Origin of the sequence: Pseudomonas phytophila (assembly GCF_025643095.1) — a bacterium.
GTDB classification, from domain to species: domain Bacteria; phylum Pseudomonadota; class Gammaproteobacteria; order Pseudomonadales; family Pseudomonadaceae; genus Aquipseudomonas; species Aquipseudomonas quasicaspiana.
Window position 1 is genome coordinate 1,418,322 of record NZ_CP081201.1, and the last position, 25,793, is coordinate 1,444,114.

General features: G+C 57.9%; 25 protein-coding genes. 18 read left to right on the plus strand and 7 right to left on the minus strand.

Going from position 1 to position 25,793, the window contains the following annotated elements; all coding sequences use genetic code 11:
* Positions 1-3 precede the first annotated feature (3 nt).
* From K3169_RS06235 to bglX, 3 genes are all read right to left on the minus strand, one after another.
* Positions 4-1,332 (minus strand): sigma-54-dependent transcriptional regulator, encoded by a 1,329-nt coding sequence (locus tag K3169_RS06235; RefSeq protein WP_231677790.1) that lies wholly within the window; start codon positions 1,330-1,332, stop codon positions 4-6.
* Positions 1,326-3,095, minus strand: coding sequence for an ATP-binding protein (locus K3169_RS06240; protein ID WP_255880884.1), 1,770 nt, complete (start codon positions 3,093-3,095; stop codon positions 1,326-1,328). The genes K3169_RS06235 and K3169_RS06240 overlap by 7 nt, the downstream gene beginning before the upstream one ends.
* A 157-nt stretch (positions 3,096-3,252) precedes the next feature.
* On the minus strand, positions 3,253-5,562 hold the full coding sequence (bglX, locus tag K3169_RS06245) for a beta-glucosidase BglX (RefSeq protein WP_231670242.1): 2,310 nt from the start codon (positions 5,560-5,562) through the stop codon (positions 3,253-3,255).
* A gap of 365 nt (positions 5,563-5,927) precedes the next feature.
* Here bglX and K3169_RS06250 point away from each other — a divergent pair, with 365 nt between their 5' ends.
* Together K3169_RS06250 and yiaY are read left to right on the plus strand one after the other, a co-directional pair.
* Complete coding sequence (locus tag K3169_RS06250; RefSeq protein WP_263270634.1) at positions 5,928-7,145, plus strand: class I SAM-dependent methyltransferase; 1,218 nt, start codon at positions 5,928-5,930, stop codon at positions 7,143-7,145.
* 279 nt (positions 7,146-7,424) lie between these two features.
* Positions 7,425-8,573 (plus strand): L-threonine dehydrogenase, encoded by a 1,149-nt coding sequence (gene yiaY / locus K3169_RS06255; RefSeq protein ID WP_263270636.1) that lies wholly within the window; start codon positions 7,425-7,427, stop codon positions 8,571-8,573.
* Positions 8,574-8,937: 364 nt separating this feature from the next.
* On the opposite strand, the gene K3169_RS06260 is transcribed toward yiaY, so the two are convergent.
* The 4 genes from K3169_RS06260 to K3169_RS06275 all read right to left on the minus strand — a co-directional run bounded on the left by K3169_RS06260 (position 8,938) and on the right by K3169_RS06275 (position 12,487).
* Positions 8,938-10,569 (minus strand): methyl-accepting chemotaxis protein, encoded by a 1,632-nt coding sequence (locus tag K3169_RS06260; RefSeq protein ID WP_099268586.1) that lies wholly within the window; start codon positions 10,567-10,569, stop codon positions 8,938-8,940.
* A gap of 270 nt (positions 10,570-10,839) precedes the next feature.
* Positions 10,840-11,082: a pyocin activator PrtN family protein gene (locus K3169_RS06265; protein WP_099268585.1), complete on the minus strand. Its 243-nt coding sequence runs from the start codon at positions 11,080-11,082 to the stop codon at positions 10,840-10,842.
* 290 nt (positions 11,083-11,372) lie between these two features.
* Positions 11,373-11,624, minus strand: coding sequence for a DUF1654 domain-containing protein (locus K3169_RS06270; RefSeq protein ID WP_164706238.1), 252 nt, complete (start codon positions 11,622-11,624; stop codon positions 11,373-11,375).
* 155 nt (positions 11,625-11,779) lie between these two features.
* Positions 11,780-12,487 carry an XRE family transcriptional regulator gene (locus K3169_RS06275; protein ID WP_027901684.1) on the minus strand — a complete coding sequence of 236 codons (708 nt, stop codon included), beginning with the start codon at positions 12,485-12,487 and terminating at the stop codon, positions 11,780-11,782.
* A gap of 197 nt (positions 12,488-12,684) precedes the next feature.
* Here K3169_RS06275 and K3169_RS06280 point away from each other — a divergent pair, with 197 nt between their 5' ends.
* From K3169_RS06280 to K3169_RS06355, 16 genes are all read left to right on the plus strand, one after another.
* Positions 12,685-13,101 carry a hypothetical protein gene (locus K3169_RS06280; RefSeq protein WP_263270638.1) on the plus strand — a complete coding sequence of 139 codons (417 nt, stop codon included), beginning with the start codon at positions 12,685-12,687 and terminating at the stop codon, positions 13,099-13,101.
* Between the two features lie 472 nt (positions 13,102-13,573).
* A complete protein-coding gene (locus tag K3169_RS06285) occupies positions 13,574-13,942 on the plus strand; it encodes a putative holin (protein ID WP_099268581.1) in 369 nt (122 codons plus the stop codon).
* On the plus strand, positions 13,935-14,228 hold the full coding sequence (locus K3169_RS06290; RefSeq protein ID WP_049827083.1) for a phage holin family protein: 294 nt from the start codon (positions 13,935-13,937) through the stop codon (positions 14,226-14,228). Before K3169_RS06285 ends, K3169_RS06290 begins: the two co-directional genes overlap by 8 nt.
* Before the next feature lie 132 nt (positions 14,229-14,360).
* Positions 14,361-14,951, plus strand: a complete 591-nt coding sequence (locus K3169_RS06295) for a hypothetical protein (protein WP_263270639.1) — start codon at positions 14,361-14,363, stop codon at positions 14,949-14,951.
* A complete protein-coding gene (locus tag K3169_RS06300) occupies positions 14,948-15,139 on the plus strand; it encodes a DUF2635 domain-containing protein (RefSeq protein ID WP_099268579.1) in 192 nt (63 codons plus the stop codon). The genes K3169_RS06295 and K3169_RS06300 overlap by 4 nt, the downstream gene beginning before the upstream one ends.
* Entirely contained in the window at positions 15,136-16,632 is a 1,497-nt protein-coding gene (locus K3169_RS06305) for a phage tail sheath C-terminal domain-containing protein (RefSeq protein WP_263270640.1), read from the plus strand. Before K3169_RS06300 ends, K3169_RS06305 begins: the two co-directional genes overlap by 4 nt.
* A 60-nt stretch (positions 16,633-16,692) precedes the next feature.
* The gene (locus K3169_RS06310; protein ID WP_087264743.1) at positions 16,693-17,040 is read left to right on the plus strand and encodes a phage tail tube protein; all 348 of its coding nucleotides are present in this window, start codon (positions 16,693-16,695) and stop codon (positions 17,038-17,040) included.
* Entirely contained in the window at positions 17,040-17,339 is a 300-nt protein-coding gene (locus tag K3169_RS06315) for a phage tail assembly protein (RefSeq protein WP_087264742.1), read from the plus strand. Before K3169_RS06310 ends, K3169_RS06315 begins: the two co-directional genes overlap by 1 nt.
* A 129-nt stretch (positions 17,340-17,468) precedes the next feature.
* Positions 17,469-19,616, plus strand: coding sequence for a phage tail tape measure protein (locus K3169_RS06320; RefSeq protein ID WP_263270642.1), 2,148 nt, complete (start codon positions 17,469-17,471; stop codon positions 19,614-19,616).
* A gap of 24 nt (positions 19,617-19,640) precedes the next feature.
* A complete protein-coding gene (locus K3169_RS06325; RefSeq protein WP_263270643.1) occupies positions 19,641-20,882 on the plus strand; it encodes a DNA circularization protein in 1,242 nt (413 codons plus the stop codon).
* Positions 20,883-20,885: 3 nt separating this feature from the next.
* The gene (locus K3169_RS06330; protein ID WP_263270644.1) at positions 20,886-21,929 is read left to right on the plus strand and encodes a phage baseplate assembly protein; all 1,044 of its coding nucleotides are present in this window, start codon (positions 20,886-20,888) and stop codon (positions 21,927-21,929) included.
* 41 nt (positions 21,930-21,970) lie between these two features.
* A complete protein-coding gene (locus tag K3169_RS06335) occupies positions 21,971-22,507 on the plus strand; it encodes a phage baseplate assembly protein V (protein ID WP_231677744.1) in 537 nt (178 codons plus the stop codon).
* Positions 22,508-22,515: 8 nt separating this feature from the next.
* Positions 22,516-22,911, plus strand: a complete 396-nt coding sequence (locus K3169_RS06340) for a phage GP46 family protein (protein WP_373562210.1) — start codon at positions 22,516-22,518, stop codon at positions 22,909-22,911.
* On the plus strand, positions 22,901-23,944 hold the full coding sequence (locus K3169_RS06345; RefSeq protein WP_263270646.1) for a baseplate J/gp47 family protein: 1,044 nt from the start codon (positions 22,901-22,903) through the stop codon (positions 23,942-23,944). The genes K3169_RS06340 and K3169_RS06345 overlap by 11 nt, the downstream gene beginning before the upstream one ends.
* Entirely contained in the window at positions 23,935-24,540 is a 606-nt protein-coding gene (locus K3169_RS06350; RefSeq protein WP_049827079.1) for a YmfQ family protein, read from the plus strand. The genes K3169_RS06345 and K3169_RS06350 overlap by 10 nt, the downstream gene beginning before the upstream one ends.
* Positions 24,540-25,643, plus strand: coding sequence for a phage tail protein (locus K3169_RS06355; RefSeq protein ID WP_263270648.1), 1,104 nt, complete (start codon positions 24,540-24,542; stop codon positions 25,641-25,643). Before K3169_RS06350 ends, K3169_RS06355 begins: the two co-directional genes overlap by 1 nt.
* The last annotated feature ends 150 nt before the right edge of the window (positions 25,644-25,793 follow it).

Consider the following 25,793-nt stretch of genomic DNA (forward strand, 5'->3'; position numbering starts at 1 on the left):
GATCTACTCGACAAACATCTCGCGCAATAACCCATGCCTTTGCATCTTCTCATTCAAGGTGCGGCGTGGCAGTTGCAGTTCTTCGAGCACTGCTTTGATATCCCCTTTGTGACGGGCCAGCGCGGCACGCAGGCATTGCGCTTCAAAGGCTTCCTGTTGAGCTGCGAGGGATTGTCCTGGATCGGTCTGCACTGTTGGCGACGACGTCAGGCCGAGAATCTGCCGTTCGGCCGCGTTGGCCAGCTCGCGAACGTTGCCGGGCCAGTCATGACTCAGCAACTGGCCTAACTGTGCGCCACTGAGCTCAGGGGCAGTGCGGCCCAGACGTTGCGCAGCCGCACTGGCGAAATGCGCGAACAGCAGGGGAATGTCTTCACGCCGTTCGCGCAGTGGCGGCAGGCGCAACTCGGCCACCGTCAGCCGATAAGCCAGGTCTTCGCGAAAGCGTCCGGCACGGGCTTCTTCCAGCAGATCGGGTTTGGTGGCCGCGACAATACGCAGATCGACGTCAATGGCCTTGTTCGAACCCAACCGCTCCAGCTTCTTGTCTTGCAGAACGCGCAGCAGCTTGACCTGTTGAGCCAGCGGCATGCTTTCTATCTCGTCAAGAAACAGCGTGCCGCCATCCGCGTACTCAAGCTTGCCGATGCGTTTGCCCTGGGCTCCGGTAAACGCGCCGCTCTCGTGGCCGAACAGTTCGGCCTCAAATAACTGCTCCGGAATTGCCGCACAGTTGAGCGCCACAAAAGGCTTGTTTGCCCGAGGGCCAAAGTCATGCAGGCAGCGCGCGACCATTTCCTTGCCGCTGCCGGTTTCACCGCGAATGACCACGTTGACCGGCAGTTGCGACAAGTCCAGCACCTGACGCCGCAAGGTTTGCAGGCCGGGGGAAACGCCCAGCAGCGTGGTCTCCAGTTGAGTCCGGGTGTCAGCCTGTTCGTGCAGGCGGCGGTTTTCCAGAATCAGCTCGCGTTTTTCCAGCGCGCGGCGCAGATTGCGCAGCAGTACTTCGGGGCTGAAGGGTTTTTCGAGAAAGTCATAGGCACCTTCGCGCATGGCATCCACCGCCATAGGCACATCGCCGTGGCCGGTCAGCAGAATCACCGGCAGGTCGGCATCGATTGCCTGCAAACGGCTCAACAGCTCCATACCGTTCATGCCCGGCATGCGCACATCGCTGAGAATCACGCCGGGGAAATGTTCGGGCAAATTCGCCAGGCAGTCTTCGGCGCGGCTATAGACCTGAACATTGAAACTGGACAGGCTCAGCCATTGCTCCACGGCTTCGCGAATCGGGGCTTCGTCGTCGACCACAATCACTGAGTTCAACATGCGGGATCAGGCTCCAGATAGTCATTGGGCAGGCTGAACCAGAACCGCGCGCCATCGTTCTGATTTTCGGCGCTCAACCGTCCACCCAATTCGTGGACGATGGCATAGGACACGGCAAGCCCCAATCCCAAACCATCGCCAACAGGTTTGGTGGTGAAAAATGGATCGAAAATGTTTGCCAGATGCTCCTCGGCAATACCGCCGCCGCTGTCCGTCACGCTGATAAGCCAGCGCGTCTGCTCTGAATGAATACGGATTTCGAGGCGTTTGACGGGCTTGTCGCGGATGGCGTCCAACGCGTTGCGCAGCAGATTTATCAGCACCTGCTCAAGCCGAATGGCATCGCCGCGCACCCAGGCCGGTCTGGTCAGGTTCAGGACGCAATCAACATGCTCGTCGCGCAGTCGCGAGTCCAGCAGCAACAAAGCCTGATCAACCACCGCCGCCAGATCCAGTCGTTCGCGCAAACCTCCCGGGCTTTTGCGGGCGAAGGTTTTCAAGTGGCCGGTCAGTGCCTTCATCCGTATCAACTGTTGATCAAGAGGCTCCAGCGCTTTGTAAGCATCGTCAATTCGCCCATGATCCAGCAGCAGGCGCAGGGTAGCCAATTGCATGCTTTGTGCAGTGAGGGGCTGATTGATTTCGTGGGCCAATGCCGCAGACATTTGCCCCAGCGCGGCAAGCTTGGTCGATTGCACCAGACCTTCCTGCGCAGTGCGCAGATCCCTGGTGCGCTCCTGCACCTGACGTTCCAGTTCGTCACGGCTGTTTTCACGCAGCCGCGCCAGCCGCCAGCGTTGATAGAGAAACAATCCGAGAAACACCAGCGTCAGCCAGGTGCCCGCGGCGGCCAGTGCTGCGTTTCGGGCGTCCTCGCTGGCCAGTTGCGGTTTGCGCAACAGGTGCAGGGTCCAGTCTTCGGCGGGTAATGGCATGGACTGCCACAGGTAATCAGCCTCGCCCTCCGGACCCTGCACGCGAGTCAGGTGGCTTTGCTTGTTGAATTCGCGCAGCTCAGTACGTTGCAGCGGCGACAGCGGTTGTTTGTCGTATTGGCGAGTCGCGGACAGCTCGGCGCGATCTTGCGCGGCGATGGGCAGCAGTTCGCGATAACGCCAGTGCGGCTGGCTGGCGATAAAGACGATGCCCTTGGCGTCGCTGACCAGCAACAGGTCGTCGCCCTTGGCCCATTCGTGCTCAAGGTCGGGAAACTCCAACTTCACCACCATGGCACCCATGAACTCCCCCGCATCGCCTGTCACCGCGTGGGACAGGAAATAACCGGGGATGCCGCTGGTCACGCCGACCGCGTAAAAGCGTCCAACGCCTGTGGCTTTGGTTTGCTGGAAATACGGGCGAAAGGCGTAGTTGTGGCCGACGTAACTGGTCGGCAGCCGCCAGTTGCTGGCGCCGATGGCCAGGCCATTGCGGTCCATCAACTCCAAGGTCGAGGATTGCGCCGCGCCGTTGATTTTCTCCAGTTTGCGGTTCAGGGCATCCTGGGAAACGGCAGTGATCGGGCCATTCAAGGCAGCGCGCAGTTCCGGGTCGAGTGCGAGAACCGCAGGCAATGCCCGGTAGCGTTCAATGAGGGTATGCAGGGTGTTGGCGTAAAGTGAAAGCTGATCCTGTGCCCGCGCAGCATCTTGTTCTACGCCATGACGCTGCGCCTGACGCATGGCCAAACCCGCCGACACAGCAGCGCCCGCCAGGATCAGCAGGACATACAGGGTTATGCGCAGGGATCGGGAAATGGAGGGCATGAGCGGGGCAGCCGGGATTTGCGCATTAGCTGGTTTGGAATGCTAACTCCTGTGGGAGCGAGGCTTGCCCGCGATAAGGCTGGACGCGATATACCTGATATCTGCGGCGTCTTTATCGCGGGCAAGCCTCGCTCCCACAAGGGGAAGGCCGCGGTGATCACAACAAATTAAAGCTCGTCTCTTTAACCGTCGCAGAATCCAGGCCAATCATGAGCTTGAACTCACCCGCTTCGGCAGCGTATTTCAACTGCGGGTTAAAGAACTTCAAGTCTTCTTCTGTGAGGGTGAAGGTCACGACTTTCTCTTCGCCCGCTTTCAGCATGATTTTCTCGAAGCCTTTGAGCTCTTTGACCGGGCGGCTGATGGACGCTGCAACATCACGCAGGTACAGCTGAACCACGGTTTCGCCCGCGACCTTGCCCGTGTTCTTCACGGTCACGCTGGCGGTCAGCTTGCCTTTGCGTGGCAGGTCCTTGGCAGACAGGGTGATATCGGACACATCGAACTGTGTGTAGCTCAGGCCAAAACCAAACGGGAACAGCGGGCCGTTGGTTTCTTCGAAGTAATGCGACGTGTAGTTGCCAGGTTTTTCTGTCGAGTACGGACGACCGGTGTTCAGGTGCGCGTAGTAGACCGGCAGTTGACCTATCGAGCGCGGGAAAGACATCGCCAGCTTGCCGGACGGGTTGTAGTCGCCAAACAGCACGTCAGCCACGGCGTTGCCGCCTTCGGTGCCCGGGAACCAGGTTTCCAGGATCGCGTCGGCTTGCTCGACTTCGTCGACCAGTACCAGCGGACGGCCATTCATCAACACCAGTACCAGCGGTTTGCCGGTGGCTTTCAGTGCCTTGATCAATGCCTGCTGTGTGGCAGGGATATTCAGGCTGCTGCGACTGGCGGATTCGTGTGACATGCCGCGAGATTCGCCCACGACTGCGACGATGACGTCGGCCTGTTCAGCCGTTTTCACCGCTTCGTCGAGCATTTCCTGAGCCGGGCGTGGATCTACTTCAACTTCGTGCTCGATGAAGTTCAGGTAGTTGAGGATGTGTTCGTTATCGCTGATGTTGGAACCACGGGCGTAAAGCAGTTTTGCCTTGTCGCCGACAGCATTGGCCAGACCGTCATACACGGTGACCGACTGATTCGGACGACCCGCTGCAGACCAGCTGCCGAGCATGTCCAGCTGACTTTTGGCCAGGCTGCCGATCACGGCGATGGTGCCTTGCTTCTTCAGCGGCAACGTTTCGTTCTGGTTTTTCAGCAATACCAGCGTCTTGCGGGCAACGTCACGCGCTTCTGTGCGGTGCAGACGGTCTTCAGAGTAAGTGTCAGCCGGGTCTTGAGCGGCATCGCCGATACGCAGGTACGGGTTGGCGAACAGGCCCATGTCGTATTTGGCACCCAGCACTTCGCGGACCGCGCTGTCGATTTCCTTCACGGACACTTCGCCGCTCTTGACCAGACCTGGCAGCTCTTCGCCATAGGCCTTGTCGTTCATGCTCAGATCAACGCCGGCCTTGATAGCCAGCTTCGCGGCTTCGCGGTAATCCTTCGCGACCCCATGATCGATCAGTTCCTTGATCGCACCGTGGTCGCTGATGGTCACGCCCTTGAAGCCCCAATCCTTGCGCAACAGGTCTTGCAGCAGCCACTTGTTGGAGGTAGCCGGTACACCATTGATCGAGTTGAGCGCGATCATCACACCGCCAGCCCCGGCATCAATACCGGCGCGATACGGCGGCAGGTAATCCTGATACATCCGGGTCGGACTCATGTCCACGGTGTTGTAGTCCCGGCCGCCTTCCACTGCGCCATACAGAGCGAAGTGTTTGACGGCGGCCATGATGCTGTCGGCAGACGCGACATTTGCGCCCTGGAACGACTTGACCATTTCTTTCGAGATGCGCGAAACCAGATACGTATCTTCGCCGAAACCTTCGGAGCTACGACCCCAGCGTGGGTCGCGGGAGATATCCACCATCGGGGCGAACGTCATGTCCAGACCGTCGGCGCTGGCTTCGATAGCCGAAATGCGGCCGGTCTCGGCTATGGCGGCCATGTCCCAGCTGGCGGCCATGCCAAGGCTGATCGGGAAAATAGTCCGATGGCCGTGGATGACGTCATAAGCAAAGAACATTGGAATCTTCAGACGGCTTTTGGCGACAGCAGCTTCCTGAAGCGGGCGGTTTTCCGAGCGGGTAATGGAGTTGAACGTTCCGCCAATGCGGCCCGCAGCAATTTCCTTGAGAATCATCGGCTGCGGCATGTCCTGGGCGATGCTGATCAAGCGCAACTGACCGATCTTTTCGTCGAGGGTCATTTGCTTCATCAAGTTCGCGATGAAGGCGTTTTTTGCTTGCAGCGTGGCCTGGCTATTGGCAGCCGGGGCGTTGACATTGTTCGCAGCCAACGCTGGCTGACTGGCCAGACCGACCAGAAGACCGAGTAAACACAGCTTATTCATGAATGATTTCTCAAGGCTTGCCCGCAACTCGCATTAAATAACAGGCAGCCATATTTTATGGGTTTAGACCTTTGGTAGTTCTTATCGGCCAGGACTGCAGATTGTCACAGTAATTATCAGCGCACTTATGTATCTGTGAGCGCATGTTTCGATAGCCCGACGCAGGCCACGGATTATGCAGGGGAACTTCCGTTTTGGCTAAAGCCACGTCATCGATTCGGAATCAAAAAGTAACAAACAGTGCGGGGCTCGACAATCCGGGCTCACTCTTGCAAAGCGGCGTTTCATCAATTAATCCAACCTCCGACGTCTTAACCCCCTAAAATAGCCATCTTTGCTATCAGTTCGTCCCGAGGCGTTTTTAGATGTCAGTCACCGCTACTTCCACCCAGCCCGCGCAGGATCATCGTGCGCAGTTTTTGAGTCTGCTGGAAAACAGTCTTTCCCAGAACTCGTTCATCAAGCTGGTGCTGGCCAAATACGTAGGCGACGAAGCCGAGTTGCAGCGGGTGATCATCAAAGCGTTGACGGTCAAGGATCAGCCTTGCCTGTCTTTCGTTTATCGCTACAAAACCCGGGACATCACTAAGAACTTCCCGTTGGTCGAAGCGGTGCAGGTCATCGCGCAACTGTTGCCCGAGTCTTTCAAGAACGCGCATTTGCTGTCGTTGAGCGATGAGGTCCAGCTGGAGTTCGGCAAAAAAGGCAAGAGCACGCTGTTCAAGAGCAAGGCCCAGCAGGAGCGCGAAGCACCGGCTGCGGGCCATGACCGTGAGAAGAAACGTTATCTGGAATTGACCCGCCCGTTTTTGACTGATTTGGGCGTGACCAACAAGCAGCATGAACTGATCCCGTCCATGTCACGCAAGTGGAAACAGATCAACAAGTTCATTGAAGTGTTTTCCCACGCCCTGACGTCCTCACCGCTCAAGCTGGATCAGCCAATAAAAGTGGCGGATTTCGGTTCAGGCAAGGGGTATTTGACGTTCGCGATTCACGATTACCTGCGCAACACTTTGCAGGCTGAAGGGCAGGTGACAGGTGTCGAGCTGCGCGAGGACATGGTGACGCTGTGCAATAACGCCGCGGCTCGCCTTGAACATCCGGGCCTGAAGTTCGAGTGTGGCGACGTACGCAGTGTCGCGCCCAGCGCACTGGACGTGATGATCGCCCTGCATGCCTGCGACATCGCCACGGATTACGCGATTCATATGGGCATCCGTTCCGGTGCGTCGATCATCATGTGCTCACCGTGCTGCCATAAGCAGATTCGCCTGCAGATTCAGAGCCCGACGTTGCTGCGGCCGATGCTGCAATACGGCCTGCACATGGGCCAGCAAGCTGAAATGGTCACCGACAGCCTGCGCGCGCTGCTGCTGGAAGCCTGTGGTTACGAAACCAAAGTGTTCGAATTCATCTCGTTGGAGCACACCAACAAGAACAAGATGATCCTGGCCGTCAAACGCGCCGAGCCGCTCAAGTCCACCGAGATACTGGCAAAAATCCAGGAACTGAAAGAGTTCTACGGTATTCAGGAGCAGTGCCTGGAAACGTTGCTGCAGGCGGATGGGTTTATCAACTGAGTAAATACGGCCACATTCGGACTGGCGTGCCTAATCCTGTGGGAGCGAATTCATTCGCGAATGCTGAATTACATCCGTTAGATTTCTGTTGGATGTATGACCGCCTTCGCGAATGAATTCGCTCCCACGGATTTGTGTTTGCAGGCCAACATAAAATCTCCCACAGGTCGGAATCACTTTGAGCCTTTCAATTCATTGAGCCAGATCAATTCCCCCTTCCTCGGCGCGCGCATGCTGTAAGCATTCCCCACGCGCAGGCGATCACGCCGAGGTTCCATCATGAGCAGCACCTTTTTCATTCCCGCCGTGAACATCATGGGCCTTGGCTGTCTCGACGAAGCCATGCAGGCGATCCGTAAATACGGTTTTCTCAAAGCACTGATTGTCACCGACGCAGGTCTGGCCAAGGCAGGCCTGGCGACTCAGATCGCCGGGCTGCTGGTCGAGCAGGGCATTGACTCAGTGGTGTTCGATGGCGCCAAACCCAACCCGACCGTAAGCAACGTCGAAAGCGGTCTGGCCATATTGCGTGAGCGCCAATGCGATTTCGTGATCTCACTGGGTGGCGGCTCGCCCCACGATTGCGCCAAAGGCATCGCGTTGTGCGCCACTAACGGTGGGCATATCAGTGACTACGAAGGCGTGGACCGTTCGAAGCACCCGCAATTGCCGCTTATCGCCATCAATACCACTGCGGGCACGGCCAGTGAGATGACCCGCTTTTGCATCATCACTGATGAGGTGCGCCACGTAAAAATGGCCATCGTCGATCGCAACGTTACACCGCTGCTGTCCGTCAATGACCCGGCAATGATGGCGAAGATGCCAAAGTCGCTGACCGCTGCTACCGGTATGGATGCGCTGACTCATGCCATCGAGGCGTATGTGTCGACCGCCGCCACGCCGATCACCGATGCCTGCGCTCTGAAGGCTATGTCACTGATCGCCGGTTATCTGCGCCGTGCAGTGGACGATGGCTCAGACATGGAAGCACGAGAAAATATGGCGTATGCGCAGTTCCTTGCAGGCATGGCGTTCAACAATGCGTCCCTGGGCTTTGTGCATGCCATGGCCCACCAGCTCGGTGGTTTCTATGACTTGCCCCATGGCGTTTGCAATGCAGTCTTGCTGCCTCATGTGCAGAGTTTCAATGCCGCGGTCTGCCCAGCGCGCCTGACGGATGTGGCGCATGCCATGGGGGCCGACATTCGCGGCCTGGCGCCGGAGCAGGGCGCCCGTGCGGCGATTGATGCGATTCGCACGTTGGCGGGTTCCATCGACATTCCGCCGGGGCTGACTGCCTTGGGCGTCAAGGAAGAAGACTTCCCGGTCCTGGCAGCCAACGCGTTGAAAGACGCTTGTGGGCTGACCAATCCGCGTCCGGCTGACCAGGCGCAGATAGAAGACATCTTCCGCCGCGCACTGTGATTTTCGTCTGCGCATTGGCGTGCCGTTGCAGGTTTACATGCGACGGCTGGATTTACCGCAGATAGTGGTGGGGAAAGGTGGGGGGCACAGAGGCTTGATTTGAAATGCTGTTTTTGTGGGAGTCGCCCCGGTGTCCCTGACACCACGCTGTCGCGCAGCAAACACGGACCCTGTAGGAGCGCGCTTGCCCGCGATTCGGCCTGTCAGTCGATGAATATATTGCCTGTGCTGACGCGATCGCGGGCAAGCGCGCTCCTACAGATGAAAAAGTACTCCAAATCAAATAGTTGTAGTTTGTTTGATAGGAGCAGGGGAATGCATTCCTGCTACTGGAACAGGCATGCTTGCTACAGAAAAATCACCCTCACATCTTGAAGCGTAGCGCTAACTGATTCAGGCCCACCGCCAGTTGCGACAGCTCGCTGCTGGCCGCAGAGGTCTGGTTGGCTCCGGCCGAGGTCTGCAGGGACAGGTCGCGGATGCTGGTCAGGTTGCGGTCAACTTCCCGGGCGACTTGCGCCTGCTCCTCAGTGGCCGAGGCAATACTCATATTGCGTTCGTTGATCTGCACAATAGCGGCAGTGATTTCCTTCAGCGCCAGGCCAGCCGCTTCGGCAACATCAAGGCTGGCGCGTGCGCGCTCACTGCTATGGCCCATGGCGCTGACCGCTTTACCGGCACCGTCCTGAATCGAGGCGATCATTTTTTCGATTTCGGCAGTGGACTGCTGAGTACGATGGGCCAGTGCCCGAACTTCGTCGGCCACCACCGCAAAGCCACGACCGGCTTCGCCCGCTCGTGCCGCTTCGATAGCGGCGTTGAGGGCGAGCAGATTGGTCTGGTCGGCGATGCCACGAATCACATCCAGCACGCCGCTGATGCCCTGCACTTGTACCGCCAGCCCGTCGATTTCAACCGCAGTGACGCCGACTGCCTGATGCAGCTCATTGATCACGCTCACGGTTTCGCCAACTCGCTTACTGCCATTTTCTGCAGACTGGCTGGAGTCGCGTGCGGCTGTTGAGGCCAGCGATGCATTGCGTGCGACTTCTTCGACGGCCGCGCTCATCTGGTTGATGGCCGTGGCAGCCTGATTGATTTCATCGTTCTGACGCTGTACGCCGCGCAATGAATCTTCAGTGACAGCGGTCATTTCTTCGGAAGTTGATGCCAGTTGCGATGACGAATCGCTCAGTTCACCCAGTGTACGACGCAGGTTTTGTTGCATCACCGACAAGGCTTGCAGCAGGCGGCCCGGTTCATCCTTGCCGTCTACATCGATTGGCTTGCTAAGGTCGTTGGCAGCAATTTGCTGAGCAACGGCCAATGCCTTGGCAATGGGGGCAACCAGACTGCGGGTGAACAGTGCAGCCAGGCCGAGGGTCGCAATCAGCGCCACGATAATGGCGATGATGGTGACGTTGCGAGATTGAGAATAGGTCTGGTCGGCAATGGCATCGGACTCGGCCATCTTGAGGTCGGCCAGGCGCGAAACTTCGGTGATGTCCTTGCTCAACTGTTCCGCAGCCTGAGTCATCTCACCCGTGGCGTTGGTCATTGCGTTGATCAGGTCTTCACGCTTCTGGGCGACCGCGTCCAGAAAGCGCGCATGCACGGCAAGGTATGCCATCAGGTTGCGCTCCATGCTGCTGAACGCTTTCTGGCCAGCCTCCGTGATCAACAGAGGTTTCAGCTTGCGCACGTCTGTTTCCAGGCCGGTACGTGCCTGGCTGATGCGATCAAGCTGGCGCTTGGCTCCTTCTGCGTCTGATGCTGCTCGCAGGCCGGTGTTGCCCAGGCGGATGGTCACCAGATCGGTCTTGATCTGCTCAATGGTCTGAACGGTCGGCAATACGTTGTCCTGCAGTGCCTCTCGTGATTCTTTCAGGCCAACTGACTGCTGTAATGAGAACAGGCCCAGAGCGGTGATCAGTAAGGCAAAAAAGCCAAAACAGAGCAGCGATCGGGGGGCAATGTTGAGATTTCTCAGATTCATGCGAATAGCCTGTCGAGAGAGGAAACGTTAGTAACCTATCGACGTTTAACGTTTCAGCTTTAGGCCACTTAGCTGATTATTTTGAAATATCCAGTAATAAGCAGAAAAAAGTCTTAAATATCAGCAGTATTGGTTAAGAGCATTGATTTAGACATGTCGTGCTAGCTGATCGCCTGCATGACTTTTGCTGGAAACGCAGATGTGGGTCACCAGTCTTTGCTTTGCAAGAATGAAATCAATGCCGCTGTCGGACAGCGGCATTCGCAAGGGTCATGCAGCCTGTAATTGATCTTGAGCATCCAGATAGTCCGCGAGATTGTGCAGGTACACCACTGGCTGTCCTTTGCTGGAACCGCCCAGCCGTGTGACTTTCAGGGCAATTGCGCCACTGCTGATCTTGCGCATCAGATACCGGTCGCTCGATATGTGGGAGAAATATCGCTCTCGAACGGCGCTCAGAGTCGGGCAAGGCGTGGCAAATTCGGACCGCAGTTGATTGAGTGTCTGGCTCATGCCGCGTCGCCTCCCCAAGGTTTGAATTCATGTGCACTGGCTGGTTTGCACGACTCACGTCGTTTTTTCGGGGTGATGATCAGAAGCAGGCCGACTTGCTGTTGGATAGCCCGAACCGCCTCAGGACTCGAAGCTGCTGCCGGATGCAGGTACACCTGGCAGCGAGGGTGGTGTTTTGAAATTTTCATGACTCGTACTCGGTAATGAATGGGTACGAGATTAAATTAGCAATGGCTAAATATTTATACAATAGCATTTGCTAAATATTTCTATTCCTCTGAAGGGATTGCTCAATCTTGAGCCGGTACGTCCCAGAACACGCGGACGGATCCGTCTTCCTGAACGTTTGCATAGACACCGTCGGTCTCGGTGATGGCATCAATGATCTGATCCCAGTCTTGCTGGGACTCATCCGGGGCCTTGTAGACCAGCGCTGCGTGCTCCTTACGAGCGGCGGGGGAGGTGATGACTTTCTGAAGGCGTGCCCCAAGCAGTTCAAGCGACGTAGGGGGGGCAAGGGCTCTGGTTTGCGTCTTGGACATGTGGTCCTCCTTGGCGTTATGTATATACATACAGTAAATATCGATGAGCTGAACGGCAAGAGAAAAAGAGTACGTGTGTACTCTTTTTTGGCTCGCCCATAAAAAAGCCCGCATCGGCGGGCGCATTCATCGGCCTGGTTCAAAGGCTCAGTGGCTCAAAGCTTCCTGGCATTCCACACGAGCAACACTCGCGCCTGAATATGGATTTTCTCCAGATCAGCGCCGTCGATCATGATCGGGGGGTAAACAGGATTGTCCGAGATCATCCGCAGCGCGCCTCCGGTCATTCGCTGCAGGCGCTTGATGAACAGATCGCCGTCCAGGGTGAATACATACACCGCATCAGTGCGGATTTCGGTAATTCCCCGGTCTACCAGCAACGAGTCGCCATCGCGAAAGGTGCCTTCCATGCTGTCGCCATCACCGGTGATGATCGCCAGATTTTCAAGGCTGGAGTACGGCACTCCCTGGGTTTTCAACCAGTCGAGGTGGACCGTCATCTCGCGAATGACTTCGACCTGATTTTCCGGCACCAGACCGTGGCCCATCGAAGCGGCGACGTTGAGGTGCGGGATGGTGATGAACCCCAAGGACTCCATGACTCTTTTGGTGTCCACGGGAGCCACTGTTTTAGGTGCTGCCCCCTCGAGCAGATCATTGGTATCTGGAGAAACCAGCGTGCCTGCGGGCAGATCAATCTTGCCCTCTAGGGTGGCGGCAGCCTTTTCCCCCAGCTTTCGATGGCCGTTCAGCAATTGCGATAAATAAGACGCGTCCAGACCGAACTGGTTGGCGAAGTCTTTTTGGGTGAGGCCAGCCATAGCATGGCGAAGGGCTCTAAGGCGTTGTTCGTAAATATCCATGGCTTAATCATCGCTTTGCGTTAGCAGACAGTAAATTACATTTTGCTATTGATGTAAATATTAGCGGTTGCTAATCTTTTTGCTCATCCCACAGGTTGCGACGGTTTGCCTGACTTCGGTCAGGTCGGCGGGTTGCGCTTCGGGTTTTTCACAATGCCTGCTGTGGCGGACATTGAGCTGAATGGCGAGGGGAAAAAATGATCAAGGAAATCGAAAAGCTGATGGTGCATTGGGGCGAGCAAACCCGCGAGCGAGGTCTGGGTGGTGGTCTGGGCAGCCAGTTGGGTGCATTGATTGAATGGGGCGGGGCACCACCGCGCAGCACGCCGGGGTCTCGCATCCTGGATAGCGGCGGCACGGGCATGGACACCATCGCCACCGCAATAGATCGCGCCGTCGCGCAATTGCAGCGCACACCGGGTCAGGCAGCTTTGGCCAGACTGGCAACGCAACGTTACTGCGAGCTTGTTCCGGTCCGCGAACAGATGCGCACTGCAGGAATTGCCGAAGGGGCTGACCGAACCTATCGCAACTGGGTGCAGCGGTTGCATGAGCAGGTGATGTCGATTGTGATGGCGAGTACGAGTAAGCGTGGCGTGCCGTCCAGCACGTGACGCATGCAAGCCCTGAGTTGAAATTTACTTCCTGTAGGAGCGCACGAGCAACGCGAGGCCGCGATTGCGGTGTGTCAGGCAGAACGCAATCGCGGCCTCGCGTTGCTCGTGCGCTCCTACAGATCCTTTGTTTACTTCGCGACAGCGCTTTGTCATGGACACAAGGCGTGCTCCTACAAGACATCCCCTTGCCAAGCTCCTCAAACGACGACTTGGCAACCATTCGTCGAGCGACTTTGTCGTGTTGTGGTCACATTCCTGTCGCGTTCCAGTCGCATCTTGACCACCCCAAAATCGCCTCTTCCCATGCTTTCCGGTGGCAGGTACAAAGGCGGCACGATCTGAGATTTACGCCTGAGGCAGCAGCGGCAGGCAGGCTTTTCAGCCACGTCATCAGGCCTTTTACAGACAGTCACCCACCCCGCTTCGGCGGGGTTTCTTTTTCCCCCGGGAATAGCAATGGAGTATGAGCATGGCCGAGCCAGCGAGCACGGCCGCATCTGTCGTGGTCGCTGGTGCGGCCGGTGCGGGTTTCGCAGGATTGTTGACAGGCATCGATACGCTGGCCGCCATCGGCGCATTTGCGGGTGCATTGGTGTTCTTTACCACCACAGAAGAAATGCCGGTCTGGAAGCGGATGGTTTTTCTGATGGTGTCATTTGTAATGGGTTATTTGTTCGCCCCCGCTTTAGTGGACTTCGAATTCTGGGGGATTCGCCCTTTCAAGTATTCAGGGCCCGCCGCATTCGGGGCATCCGTGCTGGTGGTCACTGTGGCGCTGGCAGCCATCAAACGGCGCGGCAGATTAGAGACCGGGCAGCCTGGAGGTCATGATGGATAAGCCTCTGATTAGCGCACTGCTCACCCAGGTGACGTTCTGGTTATGCATGGGCCTGTTCGTACGGCTCTTCACGTTTCGCCGCAAGGGCGCACGGTTTCGCCGCAACATGAGCTGTCTGGCCTGGCTGGTGATGGTCAGCGCTGGCACGGTGATGGTTTACATCTGCAAAGGCATGCTGGTCATGCCGGTTCAGGCCTGGCCGCTGGTCATGATCCTGGCGGTATTTGTCGGCTCTGTATACCAGAGCAACGGCAATCTGGCGCAAGTCTGGAAGATCGGAGAGTGAGCTTGATGCCTGCACGCCAATAGCTTCTGAGAGCCCGCATTCGGCGGGTTTTTGAGCCACTTTTTATCAGCACTGCAAAGCCCCGTTCCCGGGGCTTTGTCGTGTCTGGAGTTCTGAAACAGGAGTTCTGAGATGAACGTAACAACTTTGATTGCACAGATAAGCGAGCGCTGCCCCGGTTTTCAGGGCCGGGTCGCCGGTGGTCTGCAGTGGGACAGCGCCCGCACCGACGACCAGCTTGCGATGCCCGCGGCTTATGTCCTGACGGCGGGCGATACCGCACAGGAATCCACCACCAACGTGGTCCGGCACCTCGTTCGTGAGCAATACCTGATCAACGTTGCGCTGGCTAACCGTGATCAATACGGCCAGGCCGCGACTCAGGAACTTCACAGCATTCGCGTTCAGCTATGGGCTGTTCTGGTGGGTTTTCAGCCTGAGGATGAAGACGATCCGTTGCAGTACAGCGGTAGCTCGATGTTGCTGATCGACGATAACCGTGTGGTTTACCAGTTCCGCTTTTTCACCGAGTTCATGCTGGGTCGCAGTGACCCGGCCGGGGCTCCAGAAACGTGGCAGGAGCAGGTCAACGATGGCCTGCCACTGCTTGAGGGAGTCGATATGGATATCGACTTCATTGACCCGATGGTCGACCGAAACCTGACAGAGCGCGGCCCGGATGGCCGCTTCGAACTTCAAACCCGTGAGGATATACCCCAGTGAAACGAGTGCATGTGAAACCTGCCGAAGGCCGGGCTGTTCCGGATCCGGCCCGGGGCGGCGAACTGCTGTCCGTCGAGGGCTACGAAGTACCGCTGACTGCCTACTGGCAGCGACGGATCAATGATGCTGACGTAATTGTGGGTACGGCTTCAGCCCTGCCCAAAGCAAAAGGGAGTGCCGCCAAATGACTGTAGGTTTCAGCCAGATTCCATCCGATCTTCGTGTACCTCTGTTCTACGCCGAGCTTGATAACTCAATGGCCAACAGCGGTGCTTCCAGTCTGCGACGCCTGATCATCGGTCAGGTCAACGACGATGCAACCAGTGAAGACATCGGCCGCCTGGTGCTGATCTCGCGCAGCACCGAAGCGCGTGCCATTGGCGGCGCTGGTTCGATGTTGTGGGCCATGCATGCAGCGCATCGCAAGATCGATGTTGCGGGCGAGGTCTGGTGCCTGCCACTCAAGATCGAGTCCGGCACCAATGCGCAAGGCAAGGTCACGCTGACCGGTACCGCCACCGCGGCCGGCCTGCTGAACTTGTATGTGGGCGGCGTTCGGGTGCGAGCTATCGTGCCTGAACTGGCCACGGCCGCTGAAGCAGCTGCTGCGTTGCTGAGCGCTATCAACGCGGCCACCGATCTGCCGGTGACGGCTACCACCGAAGCGGGCGTCGTCACGCTGGCCAGCAAGTTCAAAGGCGAGCTGGGCAACGATATCCAGTTGAGCTTCAACCGACTGGGTGCTGCCAATGGCGAGCAACTGCCAGCCGGTCTGGAAGTCGTTGTGGCCGCGATGGCCGGTGGTGTCGGTACACCTGAAATGGCCGCGGCACTGGCCGCTCTGGGCGACGAGCCGTTCGAGTTCATCAGTCAGCCATGGACGGACGCCGCAACGCTGGATTACTGGAAATCCACCATGGACTTCACCTCGGGCCGCTGGTCCTGGGCGAAGCAGATTTACGGTCGGGTTTACAGTGCAAAACGCGGCACGCTGGGTGCTTTGGTAGCTGCGGGCAAGCTGCGCAATGACCCATCGGTGTCTATCGGCGCCATGGAAAAAAGCATTCCGCAACCAGTATGGGAAGTCGCCGCACAGTTCAGCGCACGCACTGCGGTGTTCATCAGCGCCGATCCTGCATGCCCGACGCAATCGGGTGAGTTGGGGGCCATCGAGCCTGCAGCGGTCAGTGACCGTTTCATGCTGGATGAATACCAGTCGTTGCTCGGCAGCGGCATCGCCACGTTCGAGTATTCGGGCAGTGCGATGCGCATCCAGCGGGCGATCACCACGTATCAGCGTAACGCGTACAACCAGCCGGATGACTCGTACCTGGACAGCGAGCCGCTGCACCAGTCGGCGTATGTACTGCGTTTCCTGCGTACCCGCATCACCAGCAAATACGGTCGCCATAAACTGGCGAACGACGGCACCAAGTTCGGCCCCGGCCAGCGCATGGTGACCCCGAAGGTGATTCGCGGTGAGCTGATCGCAGCTTATGGTGAGCTGGTGCGTCTGGGGATTGTCGAGAATATCGACGCCTTCAAGGACAACCTGATTGTTGAGCGCGACGCGACTAATCCGAATCGCCTGAACGTGTTGTATCCGCCGGATCTGGTCAATCAACTGCGCGTGTTCGCGCTGTTGTATCAGTTCCGTCTGCAGTATTCCGACGCGGCCTGAGCCGCTTAATCAAACGTCATTCCAAGCCCGCCCTGTGCGGGCTTTTTCGTGGAGATTCACATGGGTCAGAAAGTTGCGGGTACTTGCTACATCAAGGTCGACGGCGAACAGCTGGTTATCACGGGCGCGGTAGAAGTACCGATGTCCCGGGTCAAGCGCGAAACCGTCGTGGTCGGCTACTTCAAGGAAAACGAAGTGACGCCGTTCATCAAGGTTGACGCGATTCGTACCGTCGATTTCCCTCGGGCAAAAATCGAAACCGGCACCAACATGACGGTCACCGCCGAGTTCAACGACGGCACCACTTACGTGCTCAGCGGCGCGTACGCAGTAGATGACATGACCAGTACCAGTGAGGACGGCAAGGTCAGCCTCAAATTTGAAGGCATCTCGGGGGACTGGCAGTGATGAGTAAAGAGACCTTTACCCTGGCCGTCGCCATCAAGGCGCACGGTCAGGAGCTCACCGAGTTGCACCTGCGTCGCCCGACGGCTGAGGAGTGTCGGGCGATCAAAGTGCTGCCTTACACCCTTTCCGACTCGTCGATGCCGGTTGCGGATATCGAAGCAGCCTGCAAATACATCGCGGTGTGCGCAGCCATTCCGGCGGGATCAGTCAACCAACTGGACCTGGCGGACCTGAACAGCCTGGTGTGGAAAATCATCGGTTTTTTCCTGCAGAGCGCTTCGGTGGCGTCTCCGACCTGATCGGCATGGTGTACGACCTCGCTTACTTCTGGAGGTCGGACCCTGAGGTGCTCATGGGAAGACCTTTGGATGTAATTCTGGAAAGCGAGTGGCATGCCTTTCGAATTCTCGAAGAGCAACGGGGGAATAATGGCTAATAACATTCAAGTCATGGTGGTCATGACCGGCGTCGACAAGCTGTCGCCCCAGCTCAAAAACGCGCAGAAAGAAATCTCGACCTTGAGTAAATCCTTGAGCGCCTTGGGCAATATTCCCTTCATGGATACTTTGACCGGCAAGGAGGGGCTGATGAAGCCCTTCGTTGATGGCGCGAAAGCCGCTATTGCCTTTGAAAGCTCTATGGCCAGAGTCAGGCGGGTGGTTGATTTTCAGACGCCTGAGCAATTCAAGGCGATGAGCAAGGATGTGCTCGACCTGTCGGAAAAGCTGCCGGTGTCCGCTGCGGGCATCGCGCAAGTGTTTGCGCTGGGCGGACAATCGGGCGTTGCCCGCGAAGAACTGAAAACGTTTGCCGAAGATGCCTTGAAGATGGGCATGGCTTTCGATCAGACCGGGGAACAGTCCGGCGCTATGATGGCGCGGTGGCGGACAGACTTCAAACTGAACCAGACTGAAGTGGTGGCGCTGGCGGATCAGATCACTCAACTGGGCCGGGCCGGTGGCGTGGACACGGGGAAAGTTTCCCGCATCGTCACTGCCGCAGGCACGTCCGGGTTAAGTGCGGGGCAGACCGCCGCGATGGGCGCTGTTTTCGCTCGAAGCGGCATGTCTGAAGAGGCTGCGGCGACCAGCATGCGCAACTTCACGCAAACGCTTACAGCGGGCGTCCTCGCTACCGAGGGCCAGCAGCAAGCGTTCAAGGCTTTGGGACTGGATGCGCAGGCGGTATCCCAAGGCATGTCCGCGGATGCGGAGGGTACGATCAGTAATGTGCTGACCAAGCTGAATGCGCTGGAGAGGGGCAAACAGAGCGCGATGCTGTCCCAGTTGTTCGGTGACTCATCCGCTGCTCCGCTGGTGAACGGTCTCGATGCGCTGTCCCGTAACTTTCAACTGGTTGGCAACAGCCAGAAATATGCCGGCTCTATGCAGGAGGTTTATGCAGCGCGCGCGTCGACAACCGAGAGTGCGCTGCAGTTGATGAATAACCAGACGACGCGATTGGGCGTCGCGATTGGCACGGCACTGTTGCCGCCGGTCAATGATTTCCTCGGTACGATCGGACCTTTGATCAGCAAGGTCTCGGCGTTTACCGAGGCCAATCCCGGGCTTGTCAGAAGCATCGCCGGAGCAGCGGCGGGGTTTACGGTTTTGCGTTTGGCGGTGGTGGCAGGCACGGTCGCGATGGCGGTCATGCGTGGCGTCTCAGCGATGTTCCCGGTCGCTCTGGTCATTCAAGGCATTGCCGTTGCTGCTGGTTTGTTGATTGCCAACTGGTCATCGGTTGCGGCGTTTTTCAAGGCGGTCTGGACGACGATTCAGGCAGCAGCAATGATGGCCTGGGAAGGGATAAAGACGATTTTTTCCTGGTCGCCACTAGGCGCAATTATCGAGAACTGGGAGCCGCTGAAGGCTTATTTCAGTGCGCTTTGGGATGTGGTCAAGGCGGTAACGTCCCCGTTCATGAACTTCCTCAGCGGTATTTTTGACTGGCCACCTGTGGCCAGAGTCATTGAGCTCTGGGCGCCTGTCGCGGACATTTTCGGTACGATTTGGAGTGGGGTGACGGAACTCACCTCAAGGTTTACCGGGTTTCTGGCCAGCGTCTTTGACTGGTCTCCGTTGGAGCTGATCAAGAAACACTGGGAGCCGGTAGCCACCTGGTTTCACGAGCTCTGGGGAGAAGTGAAAACCATTGTCGAACCCATGATGGGGTTGTTTGGTGGCGGGCTGATCAAGGGCGCTACCGATGAGTTGAGTCAGTTCGCCGCCGATCAGCGTAAGGCCAACGCAGGCGTCGGCGGCGGTACTGGCCAGTTCCTGAAAGCCAATGCCGCCCAGCTCGTCCGCGACGAACAGGCACAGCGCAACCTCACTCAAGGCGGCGCATCAGTCGATTCACTTTTGCGCTCAACTGAAGCCGGTGCGCCCGGCAGCCTGATCATGGCCGGGTCGCTCAATCAGCAGGCGGCGGCCAACAACCGCATGAACCTGCAAGGCGCGTTGACCGTGCAGTTCCAGAACGCGCCACCGGGCACCACCGTTGGCGAGGCTCAAACCAATCAGCCGGGCTTCTCGATATCGCAAAGGGGCGTTCGCAGCCTCTCGCAGCAGTAGCCTCTCGAAATAAAGGACAGCGACATGAGCAAGACTTGGCGGGATGACCTGCAGTCGGCCTCGTTCCGTGGTGTCGGCTTTTGGGTCGACAGTGACACTACGGTAGTGGGGCGGCGTACGCAGTTGCATGAATATCCCCAGCGTGATCGGCCTTTGGTCGAAGACATGGGGCGCAAAACCCGGGCGATCACCTTCGAGGCGTTTGTCATTGGAGACGATTGCTTCGTACAGCGCGACAACCTGTTGCACGCCCTTGATCAACCCGGCTCAGGGGAGTTGATTCACCCCTGGTTCGGGCGCATGACCGTGACTGCAACTGAGGGGTGTCAGGTCAAGCAGGCGCGAGCCGAAGGGGGTATCGCCAGATTCTCCCTGTCGTTTGTGGAAGCGGGTGAAAAAGGTTACCCCGTCGGGGTAGCCAACACGGCCAGGCTGCTCGAAATGGAAAACCGGAGTTTTCTGGATTCGGCATTGACCCGATACAAGAACGCGATGGCTTTGGTCAACAAAGCGCGGATCAGCATGACCGCCCTGCAGAACGGCATTGCCGGAGTGCAGTTGGCGATTCAGCACGAGTTCAGTCAGTTGACCGGCTTTGTCAGTTCGGCGGCTTCGCTGGCGGACACACTGGCCAATTTTCCGGAGAACCTGTCAACGATGCTGGGCGCGCAATTCTCCAGCATGACCGGCGAGTTTGATCGCTTCAAAACCTCGCAACGCCAGGCCATGACCAAGGTGGAAACGGTGCTCGGGCTGGTGAGTCCGGCAACGGCTGCGGGAGGCGCGGCCACGGTCGCAGCCGTGACTGCTACACGTGAGTTGGTTCGCGATGTGGTGCTGGCGGATGCTCTCCGTCTGGCCTCGGCCATGCCAGTGGTTGCGGCGCCTTCGGCATTGCCGGGAGTGCCCAGTCTGGAGCAGCAGGTTGCCACCCCGGTGGTACGGCCCGAAGTACCGGTTGCAGCCGACATCACGCAATTGCGTGACGCTCTCAGTGATGTGCTTTGGCAAGCGGCGCTGCTGGCTGATCACGAGCACTTCGAGCGCATCGAAGCGGTTCGCAAACGTACGAGGGAGCACCTGACCGCTGTTGCGCGTTCAGGAGTCAATCTTGTCGACGTGTCGCCCAAAGAATCAGTGCCTGCTGTGGTGCTGGCGTTCCGGCATTTTGCGGACGCTACGCGCGGTGATGAAATCGTCGCGCGCAACAGCATTCCTCACCCAGGCTTTTTGCCGGCAGCGATCCTTCAAGTCGCTCAGGAGTAACCCATGGACTTGCAAAACGTCGTCACGCTCAGCGTCGACGGCAGGGATTACCGTGGCTGGAAAACAGTCAGTATCACTGCCGGTATCGAGCAGCAGGCGCGGACTTTTACTTTGTGCGTCTCTTGGCGCTGGCCGGGCGAGGACATGGAAGTTCCGGTCAAGCAAGGCGCTCCCTGCGAAATTCGGATTGGTGCGGACCTTGTGCTGACGGGGCACGTTTATTCGACCCCGATCAGCTATGACGCTAACAGCGTAACGCGTTCTGTGGCCGGGCGTTCGCTCACTGCGGATCTGGTCGACTGCGCCGCAACGGGCTCCTCCAGTCAATGGAAAAAACAGAGTGTGCAGGTCATCGTTCAGGCGTTGGCCGCGCCCTATGGCGTCGAGGTTCTCAGCGAGGTCGCCAAGACGTTCCCGGTAAAGGAACACGTTATTACGCCGGGCGAAACCGTGTTCGAGTCCATCGACAAGTTACTCACGCTTTCCCGTTTGTTTTCCACAGATGACGGTAAGGGGCATTTAGTGATTGTTGCTCCCGGTAGCAGCGGTCGGGCTGTTGACCGTCTGGAACTCGGAAAGAATATTCTCAGCGGCTCTGCGCAAAAGGACTATTCCGCGGTGTTCTCTGAATACCTGGTGACCGGACAGCGCAAGCGCGAGGACGGAGAACCGGCCGACAAAGCGGCGCAGGTCAAGGCCACGGCCTTGGACGGCATTCCACCTCGCAAGCGGCTCAAGCACATTCATGAGCAGAACCAGTTGACCCAGGAACTCGCTCAATCTCGCGCCGACTGGGAGCGCGCCAGCCGCAAGGGCAAGGCGCTGACCCGCACCTACAAGATTCAGGGCTGGCGGCAATCGAATGGCGATCTTTGGCGGGAAAACATGATCGTGCGCATCGTCGATCGGTTGCTGGGCGATGACCAGGACATGCTGATCAGCCAGATCCAGTACGACCTGGGGGAAAGCGGCACCACCGCTGAACTCACGGTCGCACCTATCGAAGCGTTTCTGCCTGAACCCAAAGGCTTAAGCAAAGCCACGTAAACCATCGTTCACCCACTTTTTACTTACTGGAGGCCTTCGACATGAGAGAGCTGCTGAACACGCTCGTCCGCGGAGTCGTCAATCTGGTCAACCCGGCCGGGGCGATTCAGTCCCTGCAAATGACCTTGACCGCCGACGAGGTAAAGGACGGTCTCGAACACTTCGAGCCGTATGGCTACACCTCCAACCCCCATCCCGGTGCTGAGGGCCTGACCGCTTTTATCGGCGGTGATCGGTCACACGGCGTGGTGATCTGTGTTTCAGATCGCCGCTTTCGTATGACCGGTCTGAAGAACGGCGAAGTGGCGCTGCACACCGATGAGGGGGATTTCATCCATTTCAAACGCAATCGCGTCATCGAATTGCAGACGCTGACCTTACAGATCAATGCCACTGATTCTGTGGATCTGAACACCACAAACTTCAGCGTCAAGGCAAGCGGCGGAGTGACGTTCGACACACCGCTGATCAGCACCACCGGGCGCATCGAGTCGTCGGGCGATCAGGTCGCTGCGGGCGTCAGCCTGGTCACGCACGTGCATGAAGGCTCGGACAAAAAACCAGTGCCGGGAGGCTAGCCATGAGCGTGATCAATGAAGCAACTACCGAGCTGGCCTGGCGTCGCGCGGCAATCATCAGCCTGCTGACATGGCGGCGGGCCGGGGTGGACGACAAGCTGGACGACCCGGAGCGCTACGGCTGGTGGGGCGACAGTTTTCCCACGGTCACCGATGACCAGATCGGCTCGCGGCTGTACCTGCTGCGCCGCCGCACGCTCACCGCGCAGACCGAACGCGATGCCCAGGATTACGCCCGTGAAGCACTGCAATGGATGCTCGATGACGGCCGGGTTTCCGCCGTGCTCATCGACATCACGCGCGGTGCCGAGCGGCTCGACATGCGGGTGAGGCTGGCCTTGACGGGCGGCGCCACAGTGGAAATTTATCTCGATAATTTATGGCTGGTGATCAATGCCGTTTAAAACTCCCTCTCTACCCGAACTGATCAGCCGCGCCCGGAGCGATCTGGCCGGTTCCAGCGCGCTGCTGCAGTCCGATGCCGAGGTGCTGTCGCGCATCAATGGTGCCGCTTCCTATGGTCGCTACGGGCATCAACACTACATCGCCGCGCAAATCCTGCCCGACACCGCCGATGAAGAAAACCTGCTGCGCATGGCCCGGCTGCGGCTCAGGCGCAGCTATCTGCCCGCAGTGAGTTCAGCGGGCACTGCCAGTTTCACCGGTGTGGCGGGCGCGGTGCTGGATGCCGGGACATTGCTGCAACGTGAAGGCGATGGTGCGCTGTTCAAGGTGTCTCTGTCGGTCACGCTCACGGCGTTGAGCGGTTCGGTAAAACTGGAAGCCGTGATGCCAGGCATTCTGGGCAATACGTCGGCCGCGACTCGCTTGACCACCGTTTCGCCGGTGGCCGGTGTCGCCGATACCTTCTTGGTGCTTGAGCCCGGTCTGACCGGCGGCACCGAGCAGGAAAGCCTCGAGGCATTACGGGCCAAGGTCATGCGTTCCTACGCGGTAGTGCCCCATGGCGGCAATCAAAGTGACTACGTGACCTGGGCGCTGGAAGTGCCCGGCGTGACGCGGGCCTGGGTGCGCAGGCACTGGATGGGGCCGGGCACGGTTGGCGTGTTCGTAGTGCGCGACGGCGATATCGATCCGATTCCCAACGCCGAGCAACTGCGACGCGTTTACGACTACATCGAATCGATGCGCCCGGTGACTGCGGAAGTACGAGTGTTCGCGCCGGTCGAGTTGCCGATCCAGTACGAAATCAAACTGACTCCGGACAGCGGCGCCATTCGTGCCGCCGTGGAAGACGCACTGATTGACCTGCACAGCCGCGAGGCCGATCTCGGCGTCGTGTTGCTCGGCAGCCATATCGCCGAAGCCATCAGCGGCGCGGCGGGCGAAAAGGATCACACCCTGTTCGCCCCACTCGGCAACGTACAGCCAGGCGCCAATGAGTTGCCCACCTTTGGAGGCATCTTATGGCGATAAGAACCGCCGCTGCGTACTACGCGCAGCTCAAGGCACTGCTGCCTCCCGGTCCCGCATGGGATGCAGAGCGGGTGCCGGAAATTCATCAACTGCTCGAAGCCGGATCACTCGAACTGGCCCGCGAAGACTTGCGTCTTTCTGACTTGCTGGGTGAAAGCGATCCAGACCGGGTACGCGAACTGGTCCCTGACTGGGAGCACGTCATGGGTCTTCCCGATCCCTGTCTGGGCGTGAACCCCACCTTCGAAGACCGACAACTGGCCGTCCGCCGTCGCCTGACAGAAGTGGGCGGGCAGTCACCCGCGTTCTTCGTGCAACTGGCGATTTCGGTGGGGTATCTGCAAGCGACCGTCACCGAATATCGCACGCCGCGCTTCGGTAATGCTCGCTTCGGTAAAGCTCGTTTTGGCACTTGGTCAGCACAGTACATGTGGACCCTCAACACCGGCCCGCGCCTGAGGTTGGGCCGTCGTTTCAACACCAGCCATTGGGGCGAGCGTTTCGGCGTAAACCCCAGCAGCGCTTTCGAATGCGTCATCCGCCGCGCAGTCCCTGCGCACGCGCACGAGTTTATAAATTACGGGGTAAATGAATAATGGATTTTCCAAAAAGCGTGCCCAACGTCGGGCTGGTAGATGGCCGTTTTGTGGACGAAAGCAATGTCACCGGCCAGGTGGGATCATTGATCACGGCGGACTGGGGCAATGCCATGACGTCGGAAATTATCAACGTTATTGAGGCGGCGGAGTTGGTGCCGACCGAGGGGCAGAATGATCAGTTGGTAGGGGCAATACGTGAAGTGTTGTCCCGTGAAATCGATAAAAGAGCCCTTACTAAAGCTGCACTCTTTAGATTGTCTGCATCAGCAACCTTGGTGCCTGCAGATCTGGGACTCGTTATTCTTGACGCGTCTTCTTCTGCCCTAACCGTGACACTGCCAGCATCAAATGCAGCACTGGGTGTTCGTGATGTGGTCTTACGCCGAATCGATAACACCAGTAACCGCCTTAAGGTGCAGGCTGCCGGTGCTGACAAAATCAAACTACATACTCACCTGAATGAAACGGGCTATCCGTTTTTTGTGCTGATGGGGGCGGGAGATTGGTGGCACTTGCGCAGCGATGGCGCGGGTAACTGGTGGCCAGTTGGTCGATGCGATGAAACGCCGCTGGGCAGGATTGTTTTTGATACTAGTACGGTACTCACGCCCGGCGGCTATGGCTCCATGTCAGGTGTTGTGTTCGTGCGGTCGGAATGGCCTTGGCTTTGGGATCATGCTCAACAATCTGGGATGCTGACCACTGATGCTGCTCGTGTCGGTTTAGAGGGTTGCTGGACCTCCGGCGATGGCGCATCTACGTTTCGAGGGCCTGAGTGCCGAGGCGATTTTCTCCGGGTGCTGGATGAGAGTCGAGGGGTTGACCCTGGCAGGGTTCTTGGTAGCTGGCAGAAAGGTAGTCTTTCCGCGCTGGATATCAATATTCCGGGTGTACAGGGAGTTTGTAGCAACTTGCCTGATGCTGCGGCCTCGCGACTTCGTCTCGGATATGACGGCGGGGATGCTTCGCTGTACGCCGGTTCGGTTCTTGCCGGTGCGAATCCGGGAGTTACCTGGCCAATTCCTGGTGCGGCAGAAGTCTCGTACGGTGTGACCAGACCACGCAACGTTGCTTATCCGGGACGTATCAAGATTATTTAATATCTCTAGTGTCGGGATTGTTAAAGTTGAGATTCTGAAGGGTAATACGTCTTCTAATATTTAGAACTTCCTAAAAGAGAGGGGGCTCGCCTTGGAGAGCGGGGAAGGCGTAAGTTGTTTAATTGTTTGGCAAAGATTATTAACGATTTG